Source organism: Bacteroides sp. AM07-18, assembly GCF_003602695.1.
GTDB classification, from domain to species: Bacteria; Bacteroidota; Bacteroidia; order Bacteroidales; family Bacteroidaceae; genus Bacteroides; species Bacteroides uniformis.
The window spans coordinates 23,284-45,738 of sequence record NZ_QTLM01000007.1 but is presented as its reverse complement, the minus strand read 5'-3'; the positions used below and the strand labels follow the sequence as shown (position 1 = coordinate 45,738).

Here is a 22,455-nt window from a genome sequence, read left to right as displayed (position 1 = left end):
GATAACAACAAAAAACAAGAAATTAAATAAGAAATGGATTCGAAACAAATTGATGTGATGGTGGCTGACGCCTCACATGAAGTTTACGTGGACAAGATTTTGGATACCATCCGGGAAGCTGCCAAGGTACGCGGAACGGGCATCGCAGAACGCACACACGAATACGTAGCTACTAAGATGAAAGAAGGAAAGGCCATCATAGCCTTGTGTGGAGACGATTTTGCCGGTTTCACCTACATAGAGAGCTGGGGCAACAAGCAATATGTAGCAACCTCCGGTCTGATAGTACACCCCAAATACCGGGGACTGGGACTGGCAAAACGTATCAAGACCGCCTCTTTCCGCCTGGCACGCCTACGTTGGCCCAATGCCAAAGTTTTCAGTCTCACCAGTGGAGCTGCCGTCATGAAAATGAATACCGAGCTAGGATATGTGCCCGTCACCTTCAACGAACTAACCGATGACGAATCCTTCTGGAAAGGTTGCGAAGGCTGTATCAACCATGATATATTGGTAGCCAAGAACCGTAAATTCTGCATCTGCACAGCAATGCTTTACGACCCGAAGCTGCACGAAGAAGATAAAATATAAAAATATAAGGATATGGAAAAGAAGAAAAAAGTGGTAGTCGCATTCAGCGGCGGTTTGGATACCTCATTCACGGTCATGTATCTTGCCAAAGAAAAAGGATACGAAGTATATGCAGCTTGTGCCAATACTGGCGGTTTCAGCCCCGAACAGTTGAAGACTAACGAGGAGAATGCCTACAAGCTGGGTGCCAAAGAATACGTCACCATTGACGTGACGCAAGAGTACTACGAAAAAAGCCTAAGATACATGGTATTCGGAAACGTACTGCGTAACGGCACCTACCCCATCTCCGTAAGTTCCGAACGTATCTTCCAGGCACTGGCCATTGCACGCTATGCCAACGAAATCGGCGCCGATGCCATCGCTCATGGTTCTACGGGTGCGGGTAACGACCAGATTCGCTTCGACATGACTTTCCTCGTCATGGCTCCGGGCGTGGAAATCATTACGCTGACACGCGACATGGCACTGAGCCGTCAGGAAGAGATTGACTACCTGAACCAACACGGTTTTGCCGCCGACTTCACCAAACTGAAATACTCCTATAACGTGGGTCTGTGGGGCACCTCCATCTGTGGTGGTGAGATTCTAGATTCTGCACAAGGATTGCCCGAAAGCGCCTACCTGAAACACTGCACCAAAGAGGGCAGCGAGCAGTTGCGCCTAACTTTTGAGAAGGGGGAACTAAAAGCCGTGAACGACGAGACATTCGACGATCCCATCAAAGCCATCCAGAAAGTGGAAGAGATCGGTGCAGCATACGGCATCGGCCGCGACATGCACGTAGGCGACACGATTATCGGTATCAAAGGCCGTGTAGGCTTCGAAGCTGCCGCACCCATGCTGATTATCGGCGCACACAAGTTCCTGGAGAAATATACCTTGAGCAAATGGCAGCAATACTGGAAGGACCAGGTAGCCAACTGGTACGGCATGTTCCTGCACGAAAGCCAATATCTGGAACCGGTAATGCGCGACATCGAAGCCATGCTGGAATCCTCGCAACGCAACGTAAACGGTACGGCTATCCTCGAGCTTCACCCACTCTGCTTCTCTACCGTAGGTGTAGAAAGCAAGGACGACCTTGTGAAAAACAAGTTCGGCGAATACGGCGAAATGCAGAAAGGCTGGACGGCAGAAGATGCCAAGGGATTCATCAAAGTAACCTCCACGGCACTGCGTGCATATTATTCAAATCACAAAGACGAGAAAATCTAAATGACGGACAAGAAACGGAAACTGACACGTCCCCGAACCGGAAGAATACTTTCCGGTGTATGTGCAGGACTGGCAATTTTTTTCGGACTTGACGTATCTTTAGTACGCACCGTTTATACGTTCGCTACCGTCTTTACTGCTTTTGCAGGTGTAATTATATACATTATATTATTGATTATCATACCAGAAGAATCCAATAGATATTATAGAAATGATTAAAGTAGGAATCATCGGCGGAGCCGGATACACGGCAGGCGAACTGATACGTTTACTGCTCAACCATCCGGAAGCGGAAATCGTATTCATAAACAGTTCAAGCAACGCCGGCAACAAAATTACTGATGTACACGAAGGACTGTACGGTGAAACAGATTTGGTATTTACCGACCAGCTTCCGTTGGAAGAAATCGACGTGCTGTTTTTCTGTACGGCACATGGCGACACGAGAAAATTCCTCGAAAGCCACAACGTGCCCGAGGAGTTGAGAATCATCGACCTCTCCATGGACTACCGCATAGCCTCTCCTGACCACGACTTCATTTACGGCTTGCCGGAACTGAACCGCCGCGCCACCTGCAAGGCAAAGCATGTAGCCAATCCGGGCTGCTTTGCCACCTGCATACAATTGGGGCTGCTGCCGCTCGCCAAGCACCTGATGCTGAATGATGACATCATGGTGAATGCCATCACCGGAAGTACGGGTGCCGGAGTGAAACCGGGTGCCACGAGCCACTTCAGCTGGCGCAACAACAACATGAGTGTTTACAAAGCTTTCGAGCACCAGCACGTGCCCGAAATCAAGCAATCACTCCGCCAGCTGCAAAACAGTTTCGATGCAGAAATAGATTTTATCCCCTACCGGGGTGACTTCCCGCGCGGTATCTTCACTACCATCGTAGTAAAGACCAAAGTGGCTCTGGAAGAAATCATCCGTATGTACGAAGAATACTACGCCAAAGATTCCTTTACATTTGTCGTGGAAAAGAACATTGACCTGAAACAAGTGGTGAATACCAATAAATGCCTCATCCACCTGGAGAAGCACGGTGACAAGCTGCTTATCATTTCCTGCATCGACAACCTCCTGAAAGGTGCCAGCGGACAAGCAGTCCACAACATGAATTTAATGTTTAACCTGGAAGAGACCGTAGGATTACGGTTGAAACCTTCTGCATTCTAAAAAAAATGAATTTATTCGACGTATACCCTCTCTTTGACATCAACATCGTCAAAGGAAAAGGCTGCCATGTATGGGACGAGAACGGTACCGAATACCTCGACCTCTACGGTGGCCATGCAGTCATCTCAATCGGACATGCACATCCACATTATGTAGAGATGGTGAGTAACCAAGTTGCTACGTTAGGATTCTACTCAAACTCAGTAATTAACAAGCTGCAACAGCAAGTGGCAGAACGCTTGGGAAAAGTCTGTGGCTATGACGACTACTCATTCTTCCTCATCAACAGCGGTGCCGAAGCCAATGAAAACGCCTTGAAACTCGCCTCCTTCTACAATGGCCGTACCCGTGTGATATCCTTCTCAAAAGCATTCCACGGACGTACCTCACTGGCGGTGGAAGTAACGAACAATCCTAAAATCATCGCTCCCATCAACAACTGCGGGCACGTCACCTACCTCCCGTTGAACGACATCGAAGCCATGAAGGCCGAATTGTCCAAAGGAGATGTCTGCGCAGTGATTATCGAAGGCATACAAGGTGTAGGCGGCATCCAACTGCCGACAGACGAATTCATGCAGGCTCTCCGCCAGACTTGTACGGAACACAACACGGTCTTGATTCTCGATGAAATCCAAAGCGGCTACGGACGCAGCGGCAAGTTCTTCGCCCATCAGTACAACGGCATCAAAGCCGACATCATCACCGTGGCAAAAGGCATCGGCAATGGTTTCCCGATGGCAGGCGTACTCATCAGCCCAATGTTTACACCAGTATACGGGCAACTTGGAACCACTTTCGGTGGAAACCACCTGGCTTGCAGTGCCGCCCTTGCCGTGCTGGATGTGATAGAGCAGGAAAACCTGATAGAGAATGCAGCCCAAGTCGGCAACTTCCTGATAACGGAACTAAAGAAATTCCCTCAAATCAAGGACGTTCGCGGACGCGGACTCATGATAGGGCTGGAATTTGAAGAACCCATCAAGGAACTGCGCCTAAGACTACTGAAAGAGCAGCATGTATTCACCGGTGTAAGCGGTACGAATGTACTTCGCCTGCTGCCGCCTCTGTGCCTCGGCATGGATGAAGCAAAGGAATTCTTGGAACGCTTCAAGAAAGTACTTTAATATTTGACACAAATAATCAGCCAGCAAAAGAAACGACCGAAAAGCAGAATACCTTTCTCTCTCGGTCGTTTTTTGTAGAAAATTTATCTACCTTTGCCAGCAAAACAACTCTTTTAACAACAAAAAGATATGAAAGCAGCAATTATCGGTGCAGGAAATATGGGGGGAGCCATTGCCCGAGGGCTGGCAAAAGGAACAATCATCCCTGCCGGTAACATCATTGTCTCCAACCCCACCCAGGGCAAGCTGGACAAGCTGAAGGCAGAATTCCCCGCATTGCAAGTGACCAATGACAACCAGGAAGCGGCAGCCGGTGCAGATATGATAATCTTTGCCGTGAAGCCATGGCTGATGGAGCCAGTGATAAAGGAACTGGAACTAAAAGGCACAGAGATTCTTATATCCGTTGCAGCCGGCATTCCTTTTGAAGAGCTGACACACTATGTAGCAGACAAAGAAATGACCATGTTCCGTCTTATTCCCAATACCGCCATCAGCGAGATGGAAAGCATGACACTCATCGCCAGCCGCAATGCCACCAAGGAGCAGGAGCAACTGATGCTGGACATTTTCAACCAGATGGGACTCGCCATGCTCATTCCCGAAGAAAAGATTGCGGCAACCACTGCCATGACTTCCTGCGGCATTGCCTACGTGCTTAAGTATATCCAGGCAGCCATGCAGGCCGGCGTTGAAATGGGTATCTATCCCAAAGACGGCATGCGCATGGTGGCACAATCCGTGAAAGGGGCAGCCGAGCTGATTCTGAACAACGACACGCACCCCAGTGTTGAGATTGACAAGGTGTGTACCCCCGGAGGAATTACCATCAAGGGAATCAACGAGCTGGAACATGAAGGATTCACCTCCACTGTGATTAAAGCCATCAAAGCGAGTAAATGATATTTAATGTGCTAATGTAACGATGTCCCGATATGCCTATGAGCTACGGTATAATTAAACATTGTGCAGCCTATTGGCACATTGCCACACTTTAATAACAACCCATTAAAAAAATATAATTATGGACGAACAAATCAGACAAATAGCCGAACGCCTGCGCGGACTGCGTGACGTATTGGAACTGACTGCCGACGATATCGCCCGCGACTGCGACATCTCTGCAGAAGAGTACCGTCTGGCCGAAACCGGAGAATTCGACATCTCGGTCAGCATGCTGCAGAAGATAGCACGGCACTACGGCATATCACTGGACGCACTGATGTTTGGGCAAGAGCCCAAAATGAGCTCCTACTTCCTGACACGTGCCGGAAAAGGAACCAGTATAGAACGTACCAAGGCATATAAATACCAATCGCTGGCAGCCGGTTTCATCAACCGCACGGCAGACCCGTTCATCGTGACCGTAGAACCGAAACCGGACAGCGAGCCGATACATTACAACAGCCATACCGGTCAGGAGTTCAACCTCGTACTGGAAGGCCGTATGATGGTCAGCATCGACGGCAAAGACTTAATCTTAAACGAAGGAGACAGTCTATACTTCAACTCCAAACTGCCGCACGGCATGAAGGCGCTTGACGGAAAGACTGTAAAATTCCTGGCAGTAATCATGTAATAAAGTTATGGTAGAAAGATTTTTATCTCAAACATCCTTCACCTCACAGGAGGACTTCATCAAGAACTTGAAGATAAACGTACCGGAGAATTTCAACTTCGGCTACGACGTAGTGGATGCCTGGGCAGCCGAGCAGCCCGACAAACCCGCACTGTTGTGGACCAATGACCAGGGCGAATGCCGGCAGTTTACCTTTGCCGACATGAAACGGTACACAGACATGACGGCTTCCTATTTCCAAAGCCTCGGCATCGGGCACGGAGACATGGTGATGCTGATACTGAAACGCCGTTATGAATTCTGGTTCAGCATTGTGGCACTGCACAAACTCGGTGCAGTGGTGATTCCCGCCACCCACCTGCTGACGAAGAAAGACATCGTATACCGCTGCAACGCCGCAGACATTAAAATGATAGTCTGTGCCGGCGAAAGCGTCATCACCGACCATATCACGGCAGCTATGCCAGAGTCTCCTTCTGTGAAACGCCTCGTAAGCGTCGGGCCGGAAGCTCCCGAAGGATTCGAAGACTTCCACAAAGGTATCGAGGCCGCCGCTCCTTTCGTGAAACCGGAACATCCGAACACGAACGATGACATCTCCCTGATGTACTTCACCAGCGGTACTACCGGAGAGCCCAAAATGGTGGCCCACGACTTCACCTATCCGTTGGGACATATCGTCACCGGCAGCTTCTGGCACAACCTGAAAGAGAGCAGCCTACACCTCACCATTGCCGACACCGGTTGGGGAAAAGCCGTGTGGGGCAAGCTCTACGGACAATGGATTGCCGGTGCCAACGTATTTGTATACGACCACGAGAAGTTCACTCCCGCAGCCATACTGGAGAAGATACAGGATTATCACGTCACGTCGCTTTGTGCACCGCCCACCATCTTCCGGTTCCTCATTCACGAAGACCTTACGAAGTACGACCTATCCAGCCTGGAATACTGCACCATCGCCGGAGAAGCCTTGAACCCCGCTGTATTCGAGACCTTCAAGAAACTGACGGGCATCAAGTTGATGGAGGGTTTCGGACAGACCGAAACGACCCTCACCGTCGCCACCATGCCCTGGATGGAACCGAAACCCGGCAGCATGGGATTGCCCAATCCGCAATACGACGTAGACCTGATAGACAACGACGGCCGTTCTGTGGAAGCCGGTGAGCAGGGACAGATTGTAATCCGTACCGACAAAGGCAAACCGCTGGGATTGTTCAAGGAATACTACCGCGATGCCAACCGTACCCACGAGGCATGGAACAACGGCATTTACTACACGGGAGACGTAGCCTGGAAGGACGAAGACGGCTACCTCTGGTTCGTGGGCCGCGCCGACGACGTTATCAAAAGTAGCGGTTACCGCATCGGCCCGTTCGAAGTGGAAAGTGCATTGATGACCCACCCAGCCGTAGTGGAATGTGCCATTACCGGTGTGCCCGATGAAATCCGCGGCCAAGTGGTAAAAGCTACGATTGTGTTGGCAAAAGAGTACAAGGCACGCGCCGAAGAAGAGCTTGTCAAGGAGTTGCAGAACCATGTGAAGAAAGTGACGGCTCCCTACAAATACCCGCGTGTCATCGAATTTGTTGATGAGCTCCCCAAAACCATCAGCGGGAAAATCCGCCGTGTGGAAATCCGGGAGAACGACCGGAAATAATACTCGCCACCCAGCATCTGAATCATAAGACAACATCCGGGTGAATGAATAAGGAGGGGATAAAACCGAAGTCGGCCATTCTATTGACGATTTCCGTTTTACCCCCTCTTTTTACAAATAGTTGTCTCATTGTGAATACCAAAAGGAGAAAAGAACTATATTTGCACGAAATTAAACTTCACTTGGAACATTTATAAACAAGAAAGACCGACACGGCATATGAAAAATAGAACGCAGATATGGAAAATACTGGCTTTCTTAGGAGCGGTACTTTTCTTGTCTGATACAATATACGCCCAACAATGGACATCCGATAGTCATTCGGAATACAAACGGGATACACTCCCTTTCTCACAGCGCTTCATCCACAGATTAGGCGTAGAAGGGCGTGCTGGCTATATTTTTCAGACCAGCCCTTTTCTGGAGTACTCCAACCACCAATACAAGGCCATGAAAAATGCCTATGCCGGCCATCTGAAATACTCCTTCCAGCTCCGTCCCCACACCGTTGCCGACCAGGCTTATATAGGAGCCTATCAAGGGATTGGAGTCGGCTATTTCAACTTCGGCAATCCGGAAGAGCTGGGCAACCCGCTGGCGGTCTATCTGTTTCAAGGGGGACGCATCGCCCAATTCAGCCCCCGCATATCCTTGAACTATGAATGGAACTTCGGCGCATCGTTCGGCTGGAAACCCTACGATGAATATGACAACCCGGAGAACCAGATTATCGGCTCGAAAGTGAATGCCTATCTCAATGTGAACCTCTACTTAAAGTGGGCACTCTCCCCCAAGTTCGACTTGATGATAGGAGCTACCGGAAGCCACTTTTCCAACGGAAACACCCAATATCCCAACTCCGGTCTGAACACGGTGGACTGCAAAGTGGGACTGGTATATAACTTTAACCGCAGAGCGGATGAACTCGCCCAATCATGGCAACGCCCTATTGTTCCTCCATTCCCCCGCCACGTCAGCTACGACTTGACTTTGTTCGGCTCCTGGCGAAAGAAAGCAGTGGCCCATGAGGGCAGTAGTGGCCAGGTACCCGCACCCGGCACTTACAACGTGTTCGGTTTCAGCGTTGCACCCATGTACAACTTCGGCTATAAATTCCGCGCCGGTGTGGCGTTGGACGGCGTGTACGACCACAGTGCGAACATGAAAGAATCGTACGAGGAAGAGAACGGCTTCTATACTCCGCCCGCCAAGAAGCAGATGGCATTGGGCTTATCCGCCCGCGGAGAATTTGTCATGCCTTACTTCACGGTAGGTATCGGTCTGGGAGCCAATGTTCTGCACGGCGGCGGTGACATGAAGTCTTTCTATCAGATTCTTGCCCTGAAAATAGACGTAACACGCAATTCGTATCTCCATATAGGATATAACCTCCGGGAATTTCATGAGCCCAATTATCTGATGTTGGGTATCGGCTATCGGTTCAATAACAAACGCCCCAAGCTGTTCTGAACAATAAAGAGGAGGCTATTTATATAGATTCTTTTATTTCATCTGCAAGCACATATTACCAAGTGCCACGCGCATATCATCTACTATAGTATTATAGTTAGTTTGTTAGTTCACAGAGATGAACACTTTGTTCAAGTATAGAGAAACAGTTTGTTCCAATAAGGAAAAACAGTCTGTTTTCATATGATGAAACGAAATGTTCTGTTAAGGGAAACAAAGTGTTCGCCATAATGAAACAACTTGTTCTATTAAGGGAAACACTTTGTTCGCTATAGGGAAACGGTCTTTCATATCAAGAGCTTATAAAGAAAAAGCTCTGCAAATCAATGATTCACAGAGCTTAATCGAGTACTCGAAGCGGGACTTGAACCCGCACAGCCGCAATGGCCAAAGGATTTTAAGTCCTTCGTGTCTACCATTCCACCATTCGAGCATCCTAAAAAAGGGAAAGGAGAGCGGAAAACGAGACTCGAACTCGCGACCCTAACCTTGGCAAGGTTATGCTCTACCAACTGAGCTATTTCCGCATTTGGAGAACGGGTGCAAAGATAAACAGTTTTCCCGTTTCTGCCAAATTTTTTTTTATAAAAGTACAGTACCCTTAACAGATGAAATATTGAACCTTTGGAATGATTTTCTAGAAATAGTAGATTATCTGCAATCAACACCACAAATTAGTAAAATTATAGAGAGTATTTAGCAAGTATAGTAATAAGGACAAAAATATCAGTACACCTATAAAATGCAACTATAATAAATTAATATACAACAATTTAACGCCGTAATCCGAGACTCAGAAAGTACTATTTTAGTAGGTGTGATAAAGACCTAGCTGTTAGCCATCCATCAAAAATTTTCCAGATATTTTTTTGAAAATTCAGCCTATTAGACTTTACTTTCCTACTAAACCACATATTTATATATGTATAAAACAAATAAACTATGGATAATAACAACTACAAAAGACAGTATCGACAACTGAATGATACAACCAAACAAAAGATTAGCCAAAGTCTAAGAGGTAGAACAAAATCAGCCACTCACACCCAAGCTATATCTAACGGACTGAAAAAGTATTGGGCAACAGTACCCAATCAACCTAATAATAATGAAAATAAGAATGAAGAACATGAATAAAATATACGGTTTAAATATAGATGCGTTGAGGCTCTGTTACGAAGTGACAGAACCCAACAATATCAATGTCATAAAAGACAAAGAGATTGGAGAAGAAATTGATTTTCTGTACTTCTATCTAAGACGAATAGAAGGGAAACACTTCAAGTTTGTTTATGAGATACGTTATAACGACATGGGAAAAGATAAATTGTTTGGAGAACTACGTTTGGGCATCAATGACAATAAAGAAGAAAGCAATACCCACCAAAACGGATATAAAAAAGCATGGATTAATATTTCCAATCGTGTATTATACAGCGATGAGATATACTATTTAGATTTTATTGAAAGCAATTTAGGGCTAGAATTACATAATATAACAACCCTAGACCTATGTCTTGATATGTCAAACGACATAGCCCGACTGATACGAAAACTTATCCGAAACCCACAAATAACAACGCTTCTGAACGGAAAAAGAATCACCAATCGCAAAGAAGACCGCCCCGAAATCACATATACTTTCAGTGGGAATATGGATAAAGATAAATACTTAACCGTCAACATTAAACAAAAAAAAGCTATAAAAGATAAGAGCAAAGGTAGTACCCTTATAGCATACAACAAGAAAGCTGAAATAATCAATAGCTCGGATAAAGCGTACATAAATAACTACTATAACAATCCTTCAAAATTGCATCGTTTAGAAGTTCATCTCAACAATGAAGAAATCAAAGATTATATCGTGAAAACCAGGTATGAATTATCATTCTATTCTTTAGCTGATGAAAAATTCCTAGCAAAACTTTTTGGTTATACCCTCAACAGTCTTATCAGGTTTGAAAAAGACGGAAAAGCAATAGATTGGACAGACCTCTTATCAGAAGGGTATAACAACCACCCCTGCCAACGGCTATTTTCTAGGGTAACTAATTCAAATACAGAGAAAAATATCTTTAAAAAACGTAGTTCAAAAAAACAATATAGCGAAAATTAAACATTAACTTCGGATATGCGGAGTGCGGAATCAGAAATAGCAATTACTATATTTCACTCCGCACCTCCGCACTTCCGCATACAATCTATCAATATTGGTTATTTTTACGTAAACATAAGTTCCAAAAAGCCCCATTATCATTATACAGTTCATCAAAACGAGATGGGGACATTCCATCACAAACAAGGCAATCATTCTTCTTATATGAAGGATTAGCAACACCATAATACGAGCAAATATATCCTTTAAAGTCCGAGAAGTTCCTAATATTCTTATTGAACAAGGTGCATTTTTCTTTCAATATAAGACAAAGCGTAGCAATATCCAATTTAGAACATTCACCATTGGATATTTCAAACCTTTCATCAACTTTTTCAAGTATCTTTCTGACTTGTTCTCGATTATGTAAAGAAGGACATAATTTTTCCAATAACTTTCCTTTATCCAATATTGTACTACTATTTTTCTTTTCATTCGCCAGCGGTTGAACGGCTTTATTTGAAAGACCTTCTTTTTCTATTAAAGTCTGAGAAGAATCTTTAGATAAGATACTATCCACAGAAGCCTCTTTCTCGATTTCCATAATAGTATCATCATTAAGTAAAACAGCTTCATTCACAACTATTTTCTGATAACGAATCCCCGCTATTCTTTGGGCATAAAACAGAAATGACTGCAATGTTTTGGCTTTATCTTCTATGATTGGCTGTTCTTGATTTTCTATAATCAGCATATTGATATAGTTATATTTAATCTTATGCTGCATGTCATACAAAAAGTACTTAATTAGTGCAATCAGAATATCTTTATCACTTTCATCAATGGTATTATTCTTAGCGTACAACTTCTTTAAAGAAGATATTAACCTAATATCCAAGTTCTTAATAAATGAATTATCGCATATATATTGGCTAATTTCCTCCAATGAATGACTGCTTATATACTCCTTATCTAAACTATCAAAGATTGCAAGAGTGATTTTTATTTGCTTTCTAAACTGTACATCTAATTGTTCAATATTATCATATAAAATTATATTTTCATTGCCAAGCATGGCAATAACACCGTTTATCACGTTTTTGAGATACTGAGCATTCTGAATGTCATTATTCTTTTTGCGCATCATTTCCAAATGTCTTGACATACTTGAAAAGATTTCAGCTTCTTTTGTTATACACTGATTGCAAAAAGTTAAAAGTGGTTCTATATCGCTATCCGCATATAGAACCACAATCATATCTTTGAATAATTGAATGTATTCTCTTTCTTCTTGTGATAGTATCATATCAACGGCATTTAAACTGCCGTAAAGATACAAATTTCATTGTAAGCCTACAAAATTGGCTTTTATGGATATTGGCTCATATTGATATAAAACATTCAAAAAGACAGCTTATTAGCTAAAAGTGAATATTAGTTTTAACGCACTTCTTACCAATTTACATAAAACATTCATAATCAATAACATAAATCCATTTCTAATATTCACTTCTATTCTTTGTGAATATGAGGTCCAACATGAGAATTAATTCAGCACCTCTTTTTATCTAAATATTAGACGTGTTCTTTAAAACAATTTCTTGTATTAGAGAAAACCCATATCGCGTTATCAAAATATCAGCATTTTCTTTGGGGACTAGTATTGGTATTTGGGCAACTTCTAGAAATTTGCATAATGCAATCCTATGATTCCCTTCTAATATGCAGATTCTATTCTCATAATTGCAGAGCGGTGGGTCAATAAGTTCTTTGTCAATCCACTTTTTTAATATACGAATATGTCTTGGCGTTAACAAGTACTTATCTCGGACTACTTTGCGTGTATCAATATTCGATTCGCTTACAAGGGTCTTCACATCCGCATTGAGGAGAGAGAGCTTTTTCCAAGGAGAAGCTTGCATATAATTTGTAGACATTTCCCACATAGGTTCTATTGTGTGCTCTTTCAAATAATCCACAATTCTTTTAACCTCTTCACACTTTTCTTTCCTTGACTTCTCTTTTGCACCTTCTAAACCTAATTTTTTTTTTAAATCAGCTATATTCATCATTTCTTCATAATATTTCTAAAACAGTTTCTTGTCAACCAATAAATGTTGAATAATGGAATCAAGCTAGCATTTTGCTTAAAAAACAAGCCATTCAATACGCTTATTAACACAAATGAACTTGTGAAAAGCAACTCGCATTTAACTTCTTAAATTTATTTTTATTCACTTTCAAGACTAGTGAATATTATAGGTATCAACACCACTAACATGTAAAATTACAACTTTCATATTTATCAAGTTCAGACCTCTTCTTCTATTGGAACATCAGGTAAGAAATCTCTAGGGGAACAATCAAAGACTTTAGCAAGTACATTCAAATGGTTTAGATTATACTTTGCCCTGCGCTTAGGATTCTCAATATCAGCAATGAAACTTGCAGACATATTCATATAATCTGCCAATTCCATCTGAGACCACCTTCGTTCCACTCTCATAGCCTTCACTTTCTGTATTACAAATTCTTCTATTTTAGTCATATACCAATCATTTTAATTGGTAAAGGAAAGATTATCGCAGAAAAGTTTTGAGCGTACATGTACGCGTATTATCTTTGCAATCTCAATTAAATAACAAGTATTCAACTTTTAATTAAAAAAATCATGAAAAAAATTCTATTCTTCATTTTAATGGCGACTAGCCTAGTTATGTACAGTTGTGAAAGTAATGATGATTCTTCTCTAAACAACAATCCTGTTGACACAGAGTTTTCAACGGACAGAAGTATTCACATAAAGGCTTTTAGCAGTGAAAATGCACGTACATTCTCAACCACTTATAAGGAAACTGGATGCTCTGAATGTAATGCAGATGGGACGGAATTTGACGCAATTCTTTTTGATAAAAATTCGTCAAATAAAACATATAGATATATTTTAAACATAAAGGTTTCACCTCAAAAAGATATTAAAAAAGGAGATAAGTTAACGATGGTAGGAGGATTTTTTGCAGGTTCAAAAGACGACTTTCTCAAATATCAGCCTAAAAATATAACAGGAGAAATAACTGTTGAAGAAGTATACAAAGAAAAAGGCATTATACTGTCATTTAATAATTTATCATGGACAAATTCACCCAATGGAGGAACAATATACAATCTTACAGGTAAGTTAGCGTTTACTTACCCTAATTATAATCCCCTAGCTAACAAATAAATCCACACTGTTAGCAATGAAAAGATGTATTCTGGTATTACTCTTATTTTGCACCCCACTCTTAGTAATACATGCACTACCACGTAAAAAAGTAGCAATTGTATTGAGTGGTGGTGGTGCAAAAGGAGTAGCACACATCGGAGCTTTAAAAGTTATAGAAGAATTGGGAATTCCTATTGACTATGTCGCAGGAACAAGTATCGGTGCAATTGTAGGTGGACTATATTCTATTGGATATACATCTGAACAGCTAGAAATAATAGTAAAGCAAACAAATTGGATTGACCTACTTACTGATAAAATTTCACGTGATGCAATACCATTTCCTTTCAAATTGGATGACAACAAATATCTCATATCATTACCCATTAAAAATAATGAAAAGAGCGGAGGTATAATCAGGGGCAGAAATATATCACAGTTATTGCAGCAACTCACAGAAGACTATAATGATACAACTAATTTCGATAGTCTTCCAATTCCTTTTGCATGTATCGCTACAGATATGGCAACAAATCAGAAAGAAGTTATTCGGTCAGGCAAACTTTCAGAGGCAATGCGAGCTAGTATGGCTATCCCCGTCGTTTTTACTCCACTATATTCAGACAAGAAGGTTCTAATAGATGGAGGATTCAAAGATAACCTACCCATTGACGTTGCTAAAAGCATGGGAGCAGATATAATCATTGCAATTGATGCACAATCAGAATTGGCAACAAGTGATAAATTACAGGCTGTACCTGATGTTGTCAATCAGTTAATGCTAATGATATGTCAATCTGAATTAGATATTGACAAAATCAAACAAGTTGATGCTTACATTAAAGTTAATGTAAAAGGATATAATGCAGCAAGTTTTTCGAATGAAGCGATTGATACCCTTATCATAAGAGGAGAGAATGCAGCAAGAACAAATTATGCTTCTTTACAATCAATCAAAGATAAAGTTGGAATAGTACCTTTAAAAAAACCGCATGCCACTTCATTTCAGTTACCATTTAGCCCTCAATATACCTCTATAAAAAACGACCAATTAAGAGTTGCATTAAGATTTGATAGCGAAAATATTGCGGCAATCTTATTAAATGTGAATTTGCAAAACCTAAAAACAGGAAAAGCTGAAATAACTTTAAGAGGCGGTAAACAATCTTTTCTTAACGCTCAATATAGCCTCCCATTATCAAAGATACAGGAAATAAACATCATCAATAAAATCGCTTATAATGACATTTTTCTATACAGGAATGGACAAAAGATTGCTAATCCAAGTTTTATACAGAATACCAGTAAATTGGCATATTCGATAATACCATTAGACAATCTATTATTTAAAGCTAATATATCATTAGATTATCAACGCTTTTTCAGGACATTAGCAAATCAAGAATTTTCATATCTGAAGAACTATGACTTATTCCTAAATTACAATGTAGAATTGAAATACGAAACTATTAACAAAAAATATTTTCCAACAAAAGGTTTAGATTGTCACATTGGATATACAATATATACCAACTGCCACTCTTCCGCAAACTATTCAGCATTTGATACTCAGATAAAGAAAATATTCCCCATAAGTTATAGCACATATTGTATACCATCAATATATGGAAGACTTCTTTTTAATACTAACACTCCACTAATATACAGCAACATGATAGGTGGTGAAGGATATAGTTTAGATTTTGAGCAGCAAATACCATTCTCAGGGCTTATACACACAGAAAATATCAATAACGCATTCGGAGGTCTGCAAATCAAAATTCAACACACATTTCAAAAGAAACAGCATCTGACTCTTGCAGGTAATTACGCCATTTCAGAAAATCACCTATCAAACTTCTTTCATGGAAAACCAATATACGGAATTAGTGTTGGATATGGCTATGAAAGTCCATTGGGTCCAATAGAAGGTTTTCTTTCTTATTCTAACAAAACAAAAGATTTAGGATTTTATCTCAATATTGGATTTGGATTCTAAAAGTTCAACATATCATAAGTTTCTAACAGTTCTTGCGAACGTAGTCCCAAATATCGACGAGTAGTCTGTATATCAGCGTGATTAAATAGCTCTGACAACTTTATCAATGCAAATTCTGAGTTTTCCCCTGCTGCCTCAACAACTTTCCTGCCAAACGTTTTTCGCATACTATGGGTACTAAAGTGTTCAATTTTCAAATTATATTTTGATTTTATTGACTTGAATAGTACATTAATTCTTTGCGTACTATACACCGTTTTTTTACGACTGAGGAAACACCTCTCATTTTTATCTACTACACCTAAAGCTGTATAACAGTCTGCTATATGCTTCTGAAAGTTAGTATTCACTTTAATTTCCCTGCGTTTTCCCGTTTTCTTTTCAATGATGACAAACTTCTCATCATCCAACAACATAGACCATGTAAGAGAAAGAATATCCGATATGCGCAACCCGAAGAAAGAACCACAGCCAATCAACAAAGACAAACGGTATTCTTTATCACGATACAGCTTTCTAACCAATGACAGCATTGAATCCCATTCCATATAATCCGAAGTAACATAGCTATTTTTCAAACTCATAATATTTTTTTTAATTGAAATCTTCTGTTTAATCCCCACAATAAAATCCATTGCCACGATTATATCCCATTGCCCAGGAAACCGCATCAGCAGATAAGCCTTCAAACTCATTTTTATGAACACTCTCATTTTTACGTGCATTATGCGCCGCCCAACTTGCTGCAATCATCGCATCGAGTTTTGCTGCTTTTTCTTCTCGTGTTTTAACAGCATCTCGTTCCCAACTCCAAGCAGCTTTTAAACACTCCGACCATGAACGCCCTCTACGTTGAAAGTCATTCTTGTAAAGTCTGTAAGCATCCTTCATCACCTGCTGTTTATTATATCGCTTCATCTTATTGTAGTGTTATTGGTTTATTATTACACCACAAACGTAGTGCTTTCAGTAGACATAAACAAATAAAAGTGTATATTATTAGCATTACATTAACTTATTTTACGTACTGCCATCAATATACATTTTAAGAATAAACGTATATTTGCATATATAACAAGAATAAATAGGTATGGGACTACGAATCAAAGAAGTTATTAAAGAAAAAGGTATGACCGTCCAAACTTTAGCGGACAAGATAGGAATAAACCGTGTCGGATTAAGTAATCACATCAACGGTAATCCCTCTGTCGCAGTTCTCGAAAAAATTGCAGCAGCCCTAGAAGTACCAATTCAAGAACTTTTTGAAAAAGAACAAAAAGAGAATATCAACGGATATATAGAAATCGGAAATGAAATCTTCAAAATCACTTCATTCCAAGACATCAGAAACATAATCAATCGCTTTGATAGTGACAATTCATAAGTCAATCTATCATAATCCCCTCATTTTCCCCTACAAATCCCCTCCAAAATCCCCTTTCAAAATATAACTCACTAAGAAACAGCAAAATATAAGTGAGGTGTAAAAAAGTCCTATCCCCAATTCATCATATCACTATACCTTTGCAATGTCAAAAGGTACCAAAGACACTATGTATAACCATTAAAAAATTATGATTATGATGAACTTAAAAAATACTTTCAATGAAGATAGTTTTGAATACACCACAATGAATGATATTATAGCCGAAGGTATGAAGCAGCCAAAGCGAGAGCCACTATACAAAAACCTTTGGTACGAAAATGAACTATGTGTTTTATTTGGTGCAAGTAATTGTGGAAAGAGCATTTATGCAATGCAGATAGCTAAACATGTAGCTCAGAAACAACCAATTCTATATTTTGATTATGAATTGAACATTCAACAAATCTGTGATAGATATACAAACGAAGATGGCACAATCCCCTGCAAATTCCCTCAGAATATCTATCGCCCTAATCTTGATTTTGATATGGCTAAAAATTTCAAAGAACGCAGAGCCTACCTAAGAATGAGAATCGAAGAAGCGGTAACAAAAAAAGGAATCAAACTATTCATTATTGATAATATCACTTGTTTGCACCCCAATCTATCCAAAGCAAATGAAGCGGCTACCTTCATTCTCGAACTACGCACATTCATGAATAGCTTAGGAGCAAGCTTCTTACTACTAGGACATTCACCCAAGAAAAAAGACAATTCTCCTATTACTTTAGACAATTTAGCTGGGTCTAAGAATGTGGGAAACTTCATTGACAGTTGTTTTTGCATAGGGCAAGCAAAAACAGATGGCAACGAAAAACGATACATAAAACAGCTAAAGAACAGAAGTAGCCAAATCATATTAAACGAAGAACACGTATTGGTCTGCTCTATTGAAAAAGGAGAAGATAACTTTCTATACTTCAAGGAAGAAGGATATGCAAGAGAAAAAGATTTGATTAAAGGAACTGGTAATATTACCCCCGAAAAAGAAAAGGTATATCAACTCTACAAAGAGCATAAGAGTTATAGAAAGGTTGCCAAAATGACGGGCATCAGCGATAAGACCATAAAAAAATGGATAGATGAATACGAAGAATATTATACAGAGCCAAAAGCTATCAACGAGCAAGCAAATGGAAGCAATGAGATAGAAAGTGCGGAAATGCGGAATGCGGAGTAGTAAAATGCAAAATATTGCTAATAAATAATCTGACATTCACTTACTTTTTCTCTTTATCCTAATAATAATCAATTTTGTAATGAAAACACAATATGGATGCACAGCATTTAAACATAGATACAATCAAAGAAAATCGTAACTTCAAAGGAATAACCCAAGAAGACACCAAAGAATTAATTGATACACTATATGCTTTTTCAATTCTAAGCTATGAAGCATATACTAAAAAAGATAAGAAATATGGAGAATTTTGATTTAAAAGGTTTTGCCAAAGGCAAAAAGCAACAAAAGGAGCAAATAGGCGGTAACGCCATCATTTATACTCGTGTTAGTTCAAGCGAGCAAGTTGATGGGCAAAGTCTTGAAGTGCAAATTGACAAATGCAGAGAGTATGCCAAAGTACGTTCATACACTGTCGTTGGTGAATTTGGCGGCACGTATGAAAGTGCCAAAAGCGACAAAGAACGCAAGGAGTTTAACCGTATGCTTGCTTTCATCAAACAAAGTAATAAGAAAGGCAGCAGCCAACCCGTAAAAACAGTAATAGTGTTTAGTACCTCCCGTTTCAGCAGAACGGGAAGTACAACTATCATTGAAGAAGTTGAGGCTAGAGGAGCATACGTAGTATCTGCAACCTCCAACTATGACCCACGTACCCCAGTAGGAAAGTATATGCAACTCATGGAACTTGCAAATGCAAGGTTTCAGAATGACGAAAAACGGGCAACTACCATTGAAAACAGCGTAAAAGCATTATTAAAAGGGAGGTGGATTGGGAAAGCCCCTAGAGGATATGACCAAAAAACGACCAAGAAGGAACAAATTATAACTATCAACGAAGAAGGTAAGTTGATTCGGAAAGCATTTCTTTGGAAAGCAAATAACAAGTTATCCAATGAAGAAATCAGACACAGATTGGAAGCAGAAGGGCTACACATCTGCAAACAAAAGTTATCTGAATTATTCAAGAACCCTTTTTATTGCGGCTATATGGCACATAAATTCCTGCAAGGAGATATTGTACAAGGAAATCACCCACCGCTGATTTCCAAAGAGATTTTTTTGAAAGTAAACGGGGAGTTATCCAAAAATCATAGTGGGTACGAACAAAAGATAGACAAGGAGTATGCACCATTATTAGGTAGTATCAAGTGCCCATGTTGCGGAAAAAATCTATCTGCCAGCATATCAACCAAAATGCGAAAGAGATTCGGACGTACTGATATAGGCTATTACGTTTGCAGCCGAAAAGGATGCAAGTACAACAGTTCTACTAAAAAGGTACATGAAGCCTTTGAAGAAGAAGTAAACAGGTATGCCCTATCAGACAAAGTAAGTGAACTCTTAAAAATGCAACTTACCATCACATTTGAATATATGAATCAAGAAAACAGAGAACGAGCCAAATCTATCAAAGCAAACATCAAAGCTAAAGAAAAAGAGTTGGAACAAGTAGAAACAAATTATGCACTCTGTACCGATGCGAAGAAACAAAGCATTTGCGAGAAGGTTATGACGAAATTAGAGAAAGAAGTAAGAGATTTAAAGACCGAATTTTCAAAAGTGAACACAGAAATATTGAACCTCGATAAATTCATTGATTTTGCTTTTAAAATGCGTTCTAACTTATTTGAATTGTGGGAGTTGCAAGGATTAGAAGGAAGAAGAAGACTACAAAAACTCGTATTTCCTGACGGATTTATTTACGACAAAAATAACGAGCATATTGAACCTAAAAAAGTGAACCAATTCTTTCTCCTAAAGTATTCATATCCAACAGGTAACGGAGATAAAAAGAAAGAGACGAACCGTGAAAAACACGATTCGTCTCTTAGAGTACTCGCAGCGGGACTTGAACCCGCAGAACCTTTTACCTGCCCAGCAACTCTTTCTCTGCAGCTTGCATGGTCTCAAAATTGAAACCATCTACCACTTTCTGCATCAGGGCAGAGACTTCATCGTTACAAAGGTTTCCGATACTGCCTTCATGGGTATGATGTACCTCTTTGCTGTGCGAGAAGTTTCCGGCTTCAATATCCAGTCCCACCTTCTTGTAGGCATCGCGGAAAGGCATCCCTTCACGTGCCAAGCGGTTGACTTCCTCCACACTGAAAATAAGCAGATACTTGTCATCATCAAGAATATGTTCGTTCACCTTGATTTCGTTCATAATGTAAGTCGTCATCTGCAGACAGTCTTTCAGTTCCTGAAAAGCAGGCAGGAAGACCTCTTTGATAATCTGCAAGTCACGGAAATAGCCGGAAGGAAGATTGTTGGCTATCATCATAATCTGCTGGGGAAGGGATTGCAGTTTGTTGCACTTGGCACGCGTCAGTTCAAAGACGTCCGGGTTCTTCTTGTGAGGCATGATGCTGGAGCCGGTAGTGCAATCGTCCGGCAGCTTCACAAAACCGAAGTTCTGACTGTTGAACATACATGCGTCAAAAGCCAATTTCGATATGGTTCCGGCCACACTGGCAAGGGCGAAAGCTACATTACGCTCCATCTTGCCACGCCCCATCTGGGCATACACTACGTTGTAGTTGAGGGAATCAAATCCCAAAAGACGGGTAGTCATCGTACGGTTCAGCGGGAACGAGGAACCGTATCCCGCAGCAGAACCCAAAGGATTGCGGTTGCACATCTTGAAAGCTGCCTGAAGGAACATCATATCGTCCACCAGGCTCTCGGCGTATGCCCCAAACCAAAGTCCGAAAGAAGACGGCATGGCTATCTGCAAGTGTGTATAACCCGGCATCAGTACATCCTTGTAGCGTTCGCTCTGCATAACCAGCACATGGAACAATTGTTCCACAGCCTCCGCCACTTCCTTTATCTCTGCACGGGTAAAGAGCTTCAAATCGAGCAACACCTGGTCGTTGCGCGAACGTCCGCTGTGTATTTTCTTACCTATATCACCCAAGTTGCGCGTCAGCATAAGTTCCACTTGTGAGTGAACGTCTTCCACTCCCTCTTCTATCACAAATTCTCCACGCTCGGCCATCGCATAGATTTCCTTCAATTCGGCCAGCAATTGCCGCAGTTCTTCCTTCGTCAACAAGCCAATGCTTTCGAGCATCGTGATGTGCGCCATGGAACCCAGCACATCGTGCTTTGCTAAATAAAGGTCCATTTCACGGTCACGGCCTACCGTGAAGCGTTCGATATCCTTATTTACCTGAACGGATTTTTCCCAAAGTTTCTGAGCCACGTTGTTTCTAATGATTAATGGTTAGTGATTAATATTGTATCATCGCCAACATATCTGCCATCTTCTCCAATCCTTCCTGCAAGGGTTTCTGCACCATGGCCTTCATAAACGGATTTATATCCATGCCGATGGTCAGTTTCATTTTACATTCGGTTTCGGTGACGGGTACAATCTGTATCCACAGATTGAAGGGCAGCGGTGAAGTGGTTGTTGCAAACTTGATACACTTGCAAGGTTCCTTCTCCACAATCTGCAACGTAATCTTTCCTACGGGAGCCACCTCTATCGTCATGCTCTCCGCATCAAAACTCAAGTTCTTCACTTTGTCTTCAGGCAAACGGTCTTTCACCTTCTCCAGATTGCTCAGGTCGGAAAGCTTTTCATAAACAGCTTCTTGTGAAGCCGGTACAACTTTCACTCCACTCTCAAATTTCGTCATAATCAATCGTATTCAAAAAGAAAAAAGAACTATCCGGACAGAATCTATCCGAATGGCTCTTTTATCCATATT

24 protein-coding genes and 2 tRNA genes are annotated in these 22,455 nt (G+C 41.2%); 17 read left to right on the top strand and 9 right to left on the bottom strand.

Annotation, left to right across the window (positions count from 1 at the left end; genetic code table 11):
* Positions 1 to 33: 33 nt before the first annotated feature.
* From DW096_RS10910 to DW096_RS10870, 9 genes are all read left to right on the top strand, one after another.
* Positions 34 to 591, top strand: a complete 558-nt coding sequence (locus DW096_RS10910; protein WP_005825115.1) for a GNAT family N-acetyltransferase — start codon at positions 34 to 36, stop codon at positions 589 to 591.
* 12 nt (positions 592 to 603) lie between these two features.
* On the top strand, positions 604 to 1,809 hold the full coding sequence (locus DW096_RS10905) for an argininosuccinate synthase (RefSeq protein WP_035449833.1): 1,206 nt from the start codon (positions 604 to 606) through the stop codon (positions 1,807 to 1,809).
* A complete protein-coding gene (locus DW096_RS10900; protein ID WP_118931009.1) occupies positions 1,810 to 2,028 on the top strand; it encodes a PspC domain-containing protein in 219 nt (72 codons plus the stop codon).
* Positions 2,021 to 2,989 carry an N-acetyl-gamma-glutamyl-phosphate reductase gene (gene argC, locus DW096_RS10895; protein ID WP_005834778.1) on the top strand — a complete coding sequence of 323 codons (969 nt, stop codon included), beginning with the start codon at positions 2,021 to 2,023 and terminating at the stop codon, positions 2,987 to 2,989. The genes DW096_RS10900 and argC overlap by 8 nt, the downstream gene beginning before the upstream one ends.
* Before the next feature lie 5 nt (positions 2,990 to 2,994).
* A complete protein-coding gene (locus DW096_RS10890; RefSeq protein ID WP_005825124.1) occupies positions 2,995 to 4,116 on the top strand; it encodes an aspartate aminotransferase family protein in 1,122 nt (373 codons plus the stop codon).
* A 129-nt stretch (positions 4,117 to 4,245) separates the two neighbouring features.
* Positions 4,246 to 5,019, top strand: coding sequence for a pyrroline-5-carboxylate reductase (gene proC, locus DW096_RS10885; protein ID WP_044469112.1), 774 nt, complete (start codon positions 4,246 to 4,248; stop codon positions 5,017 to 5,019).
* Between the two features lie 121 nt (positions 5,020 to 5,140).
* Positions 5,141 to 5,695, top strand: a complete 555-nt coding sequence (locus DW096_RS10880) for a helix-turn-helix domain-containing protein (protein WP_005825132.1) — start codon at positions 5,141 to 5,143, stop codon at positions 5,693 to 5,695.
* A gap of 7 nt (positions 5,696 to 5,702) precedes the next feature.
* Entirely contained in the window at positions 5,703 to 7,358 is a 1,656-nt protein-coding gene (locus DW096_RS10875; protein WP_005825134.1) for an AMP-binding protein, read from the top strand.
* A gap of 219 nt (positions 7,359 to 7,577) precedes the next feature.
* Positions 7,578 to 8,828 (top strand): acyloxyacyl hydrolase, encoded by a 1,251-nt coding sequence (locus DW096_RS10870; protein ID WP_120028759.1) that lies wholly within the window; start codon positions 7,578 to 7,580, stop codon positions 8,826 to 8,828.
* 349 nt (positions 8,829 to 9,177) lie between these two features.
* Here the strand turns inward: DW096_RS10870 and DW096_RS10865 are convergent.
* Together DW096_RS10865 and DW096_RS10860 are read right to left on the bottom strand one after the other, a co-directional pair.
* A tRNA-Leu gene (locus tag DW096_RS10865) sits at positions 9,178 to 9,261 on the bottom strand.
* Positions 9,262 to 9,282: 21 nt separating this feature from the next.
* Positions 9,283 to 9,355, bottom strand: a tRNA-Gly gene (locus DW096_RS10860).
* 415 nt (positions 9,356 to 9,770) lie between these two features.
* Here DW096_RS10860 and DW096_RS10855 point away from each other — a divergent pair.
* Complete coding sequence (locus DW096_RS10855) at positions 9,771 to 9,965, top strand: hypothetical protein (protein WP_007848218.1); 195 nt, start codon at positions 9,771 to 9,773, stop codon at positions 9,963 to 9,965.
* Positions 9,958 to 10,944: a hypothetical protein gene (locus tag DW096_RS10850; protein ID WP_199711487.1), complete on the top strand. Its 987-nt coding sequence runs from the start codon at positions 9,958 to 9,960 to the stop codon at positions 10,942 to 10,944. The genes DW096_RS10855 and DW096_RS10850 overlap by 8 nt, the downstream gene beginning before the upstream one ends.
* Before the next feature lie 88 nt (positions 10,945 to 11,032).
* Here the strand turns inward: DW096_RS10850 and DW096_RS10845 are convergent, their stop codons facing one another.
* The 3 genes from DW096_RS10845 to DW096_RS10835 all read right to left on the bottom strand — a co-directional run bounded on the left by DW096_RS10845 (position 11,033) and on the right by DW096_RS10835 (position 13,471).
* Entirely contained in the window at positions 11,033 to 12,229 is a 1,197-nt protein-coding gene (locus DW096_RS10845; RefSeq protein ID WP_100262892.1) for a hypothetical protein, read from the bottom strand.
* A 262-nt stretch (positions 12,230 to 12,491) separates the two neighbouring features.
* Positions 12,492 to 12,995, bottom strand: a complete 504-nt coding sequence (locus DW096_RS10840; RefSeq protein WP_118931007.1) for a hypothetical protein — start codon at positions 12,993 to 12,995, stop codon at positions 12,492 to 12,494.
* A 239-nt stretch (positions 12,996 to 13,234) separates the two neighbouring features.
* Positions 13,235 to 13,471 (bottom strand): helix-turn-helix domain-containing protein, encoded by a 237-nt coding sequence (locus tag DW096_RS10835; RefSeq protein WP_032595125.1) that lies wholly within the window; start codon positions 13,469 to 13,471, stop codon positions 13,235 to 13,237.
* A gap of 123 nt (positions 13,472 to 13,594) precedes the next feature.
* On the opposite strand from DW096_RS10835, the gene DW096_RS10830 reads away from it, so the two are divergent.
* Together DW096_RS10830 and DW096_RS10825 are read left to right on the top strand one after the other, a co-directional pair.
* The gene (locus DW096_RS10830) at positions 13,595 to 14,146 is read left to right on the top strand and encodes a hypothetical protein (protein WP_118931006.1); all 552 of its coding nucleotides are present in this window, start codon (positions 13,595 to 13,597) and stop codon (positions 14,144 to 14,146) included.
* Positions 14,147 to 14,162: 16 nt separating this feature from the next.
* Positions 14,163 to 16,127 (top strand): patatin-like phospholipase family protein, encoded by a 1,965-nt coding sequence (locus tag DW096_RS10825; RefSeq protein WP_118931005.1) that lies wholly within the window; start codon positions 14,163 to 14,165, stop codon positions 16,125 to 16,127.
* On the opposite strand, the gene DW096_RS10820 is transcribed toward DW096_RS10825, so the two are convergent.
* Together DW096_RS10820 and DW096_RS10815 are read right to left on the bottom strand one after the other, a co-directional pair.
* Positions 16,124 to 16,711: a tyrosine-type recombinase/integrase gene (locus tag DW096_RS10820; protein WP_118931022.1), complete on the bottom strand. Its 588-nt coding sequence runs from the start codon at positions 16,709 to 16,711 to the stop codon at positions 16,124 to 16,126. The two genes, DW096_RS10825 and DW096_RS10820, sit on opposite strands and share 4 nt — an antisense overlap.
* A 28-nt stretch (positions 16,712 to 16,739) precedes the next feature.
* Complete coding sequence (locus tag DW096_RS10815) at positions 16,740 to 17,045, bottom strand: hypothetical protein (RefSeq protein ID WP_165853720.1); 306 nt, start codon at positions 17,043 to 17,045, stop codon at positions 16,740 to 16,742.
* A 172-nt stretch (positions 17,046 to 17,217) separates the two neighbouring features.
* On the opposite strand from DW096_RS10815, the gene DW096_RS10810 reads away from it, so the two are divergent.
* From DW096_RS10810 to DW096_RS10800, 4 genes are all read left to right on the top strand, one after another.
* On the top strand, positions 17,218 to 17,511 hold the full coding sequence (locus DW096_RS10810) for a helix-turn-helix domain-containing protein (protein WP_118931003.1): 294 nt from the start codon (positions 17,218 to 17,220) through the stop codon (positions 17,509 to 17,511).
* Between the two features lie 196 nt (positions 17,512 to 17,707).
* A complete protein-coding gene (locus DW096_RS10805; RefSeq protein WP_118448759.1) occupies positions 17,708 to 18,733 on the top strand; it encodes an AAA family ATPase in 1,026 nt (341 codons plus the stop codon).
* A gap of 92 nt (positions 18,734 to 18,825) precedes the next feature.
* Complete coding sequence (locus DW096_RS19415; protein ID WP_165853719.1) at positions 18,826 to 18,987, top strand: hypothetical protein; 162 nt, start codon at positions 18,826 to 18,828, stop codon at positions 18,985 to 18,987.
* Positions 18,974 to 20,653, top strand: coding sequence for a recombinase family protein (locus DW096_RS10800; protein WP_158589297.1), 1,680 nt, complete (start codon positions 18,974 to 18,976; stop codon positions 20,651 to 20,653). Before DW096_RS19415 ends, DW096_RS10800 begins: the two co-directional genes overlap by 14 nt.
* On the opposite strand, the gene argH is transcribed toward DW096_RS10800, so the two are convergent.
* Positions 20,604 to 21,944: an argininosuccinate lyase gene (gene argH, locus DW096_RS10795; protein WP_009037779.1), complete on the bottom strand. Its 1,341-nt coding sequence runs from the start codon at positions 21,942 to 21,944 to the stop codon at positions 20,604 to 20,606. The genes DW096_RS10800 and argH overlap by 50 nt on opposite strands.
* A gap of 28 nt (positions 21,945 to 21,972) precedes the next feature.
* On the bottom strand, positions 21,973 to 22,383 hold the full coding sequence (locus tag DW096_RS10790) for an SRPBCC family protein (RefSeq protein ID WP_117958816.1): 411 nt from the start codon (positions 22,381 to 22,383) through the stop codon (positions 21,973 to 21,975).
* Between the last annotated feature and the right edge of the window lie 72 nt (positions 22,384 to 22,455).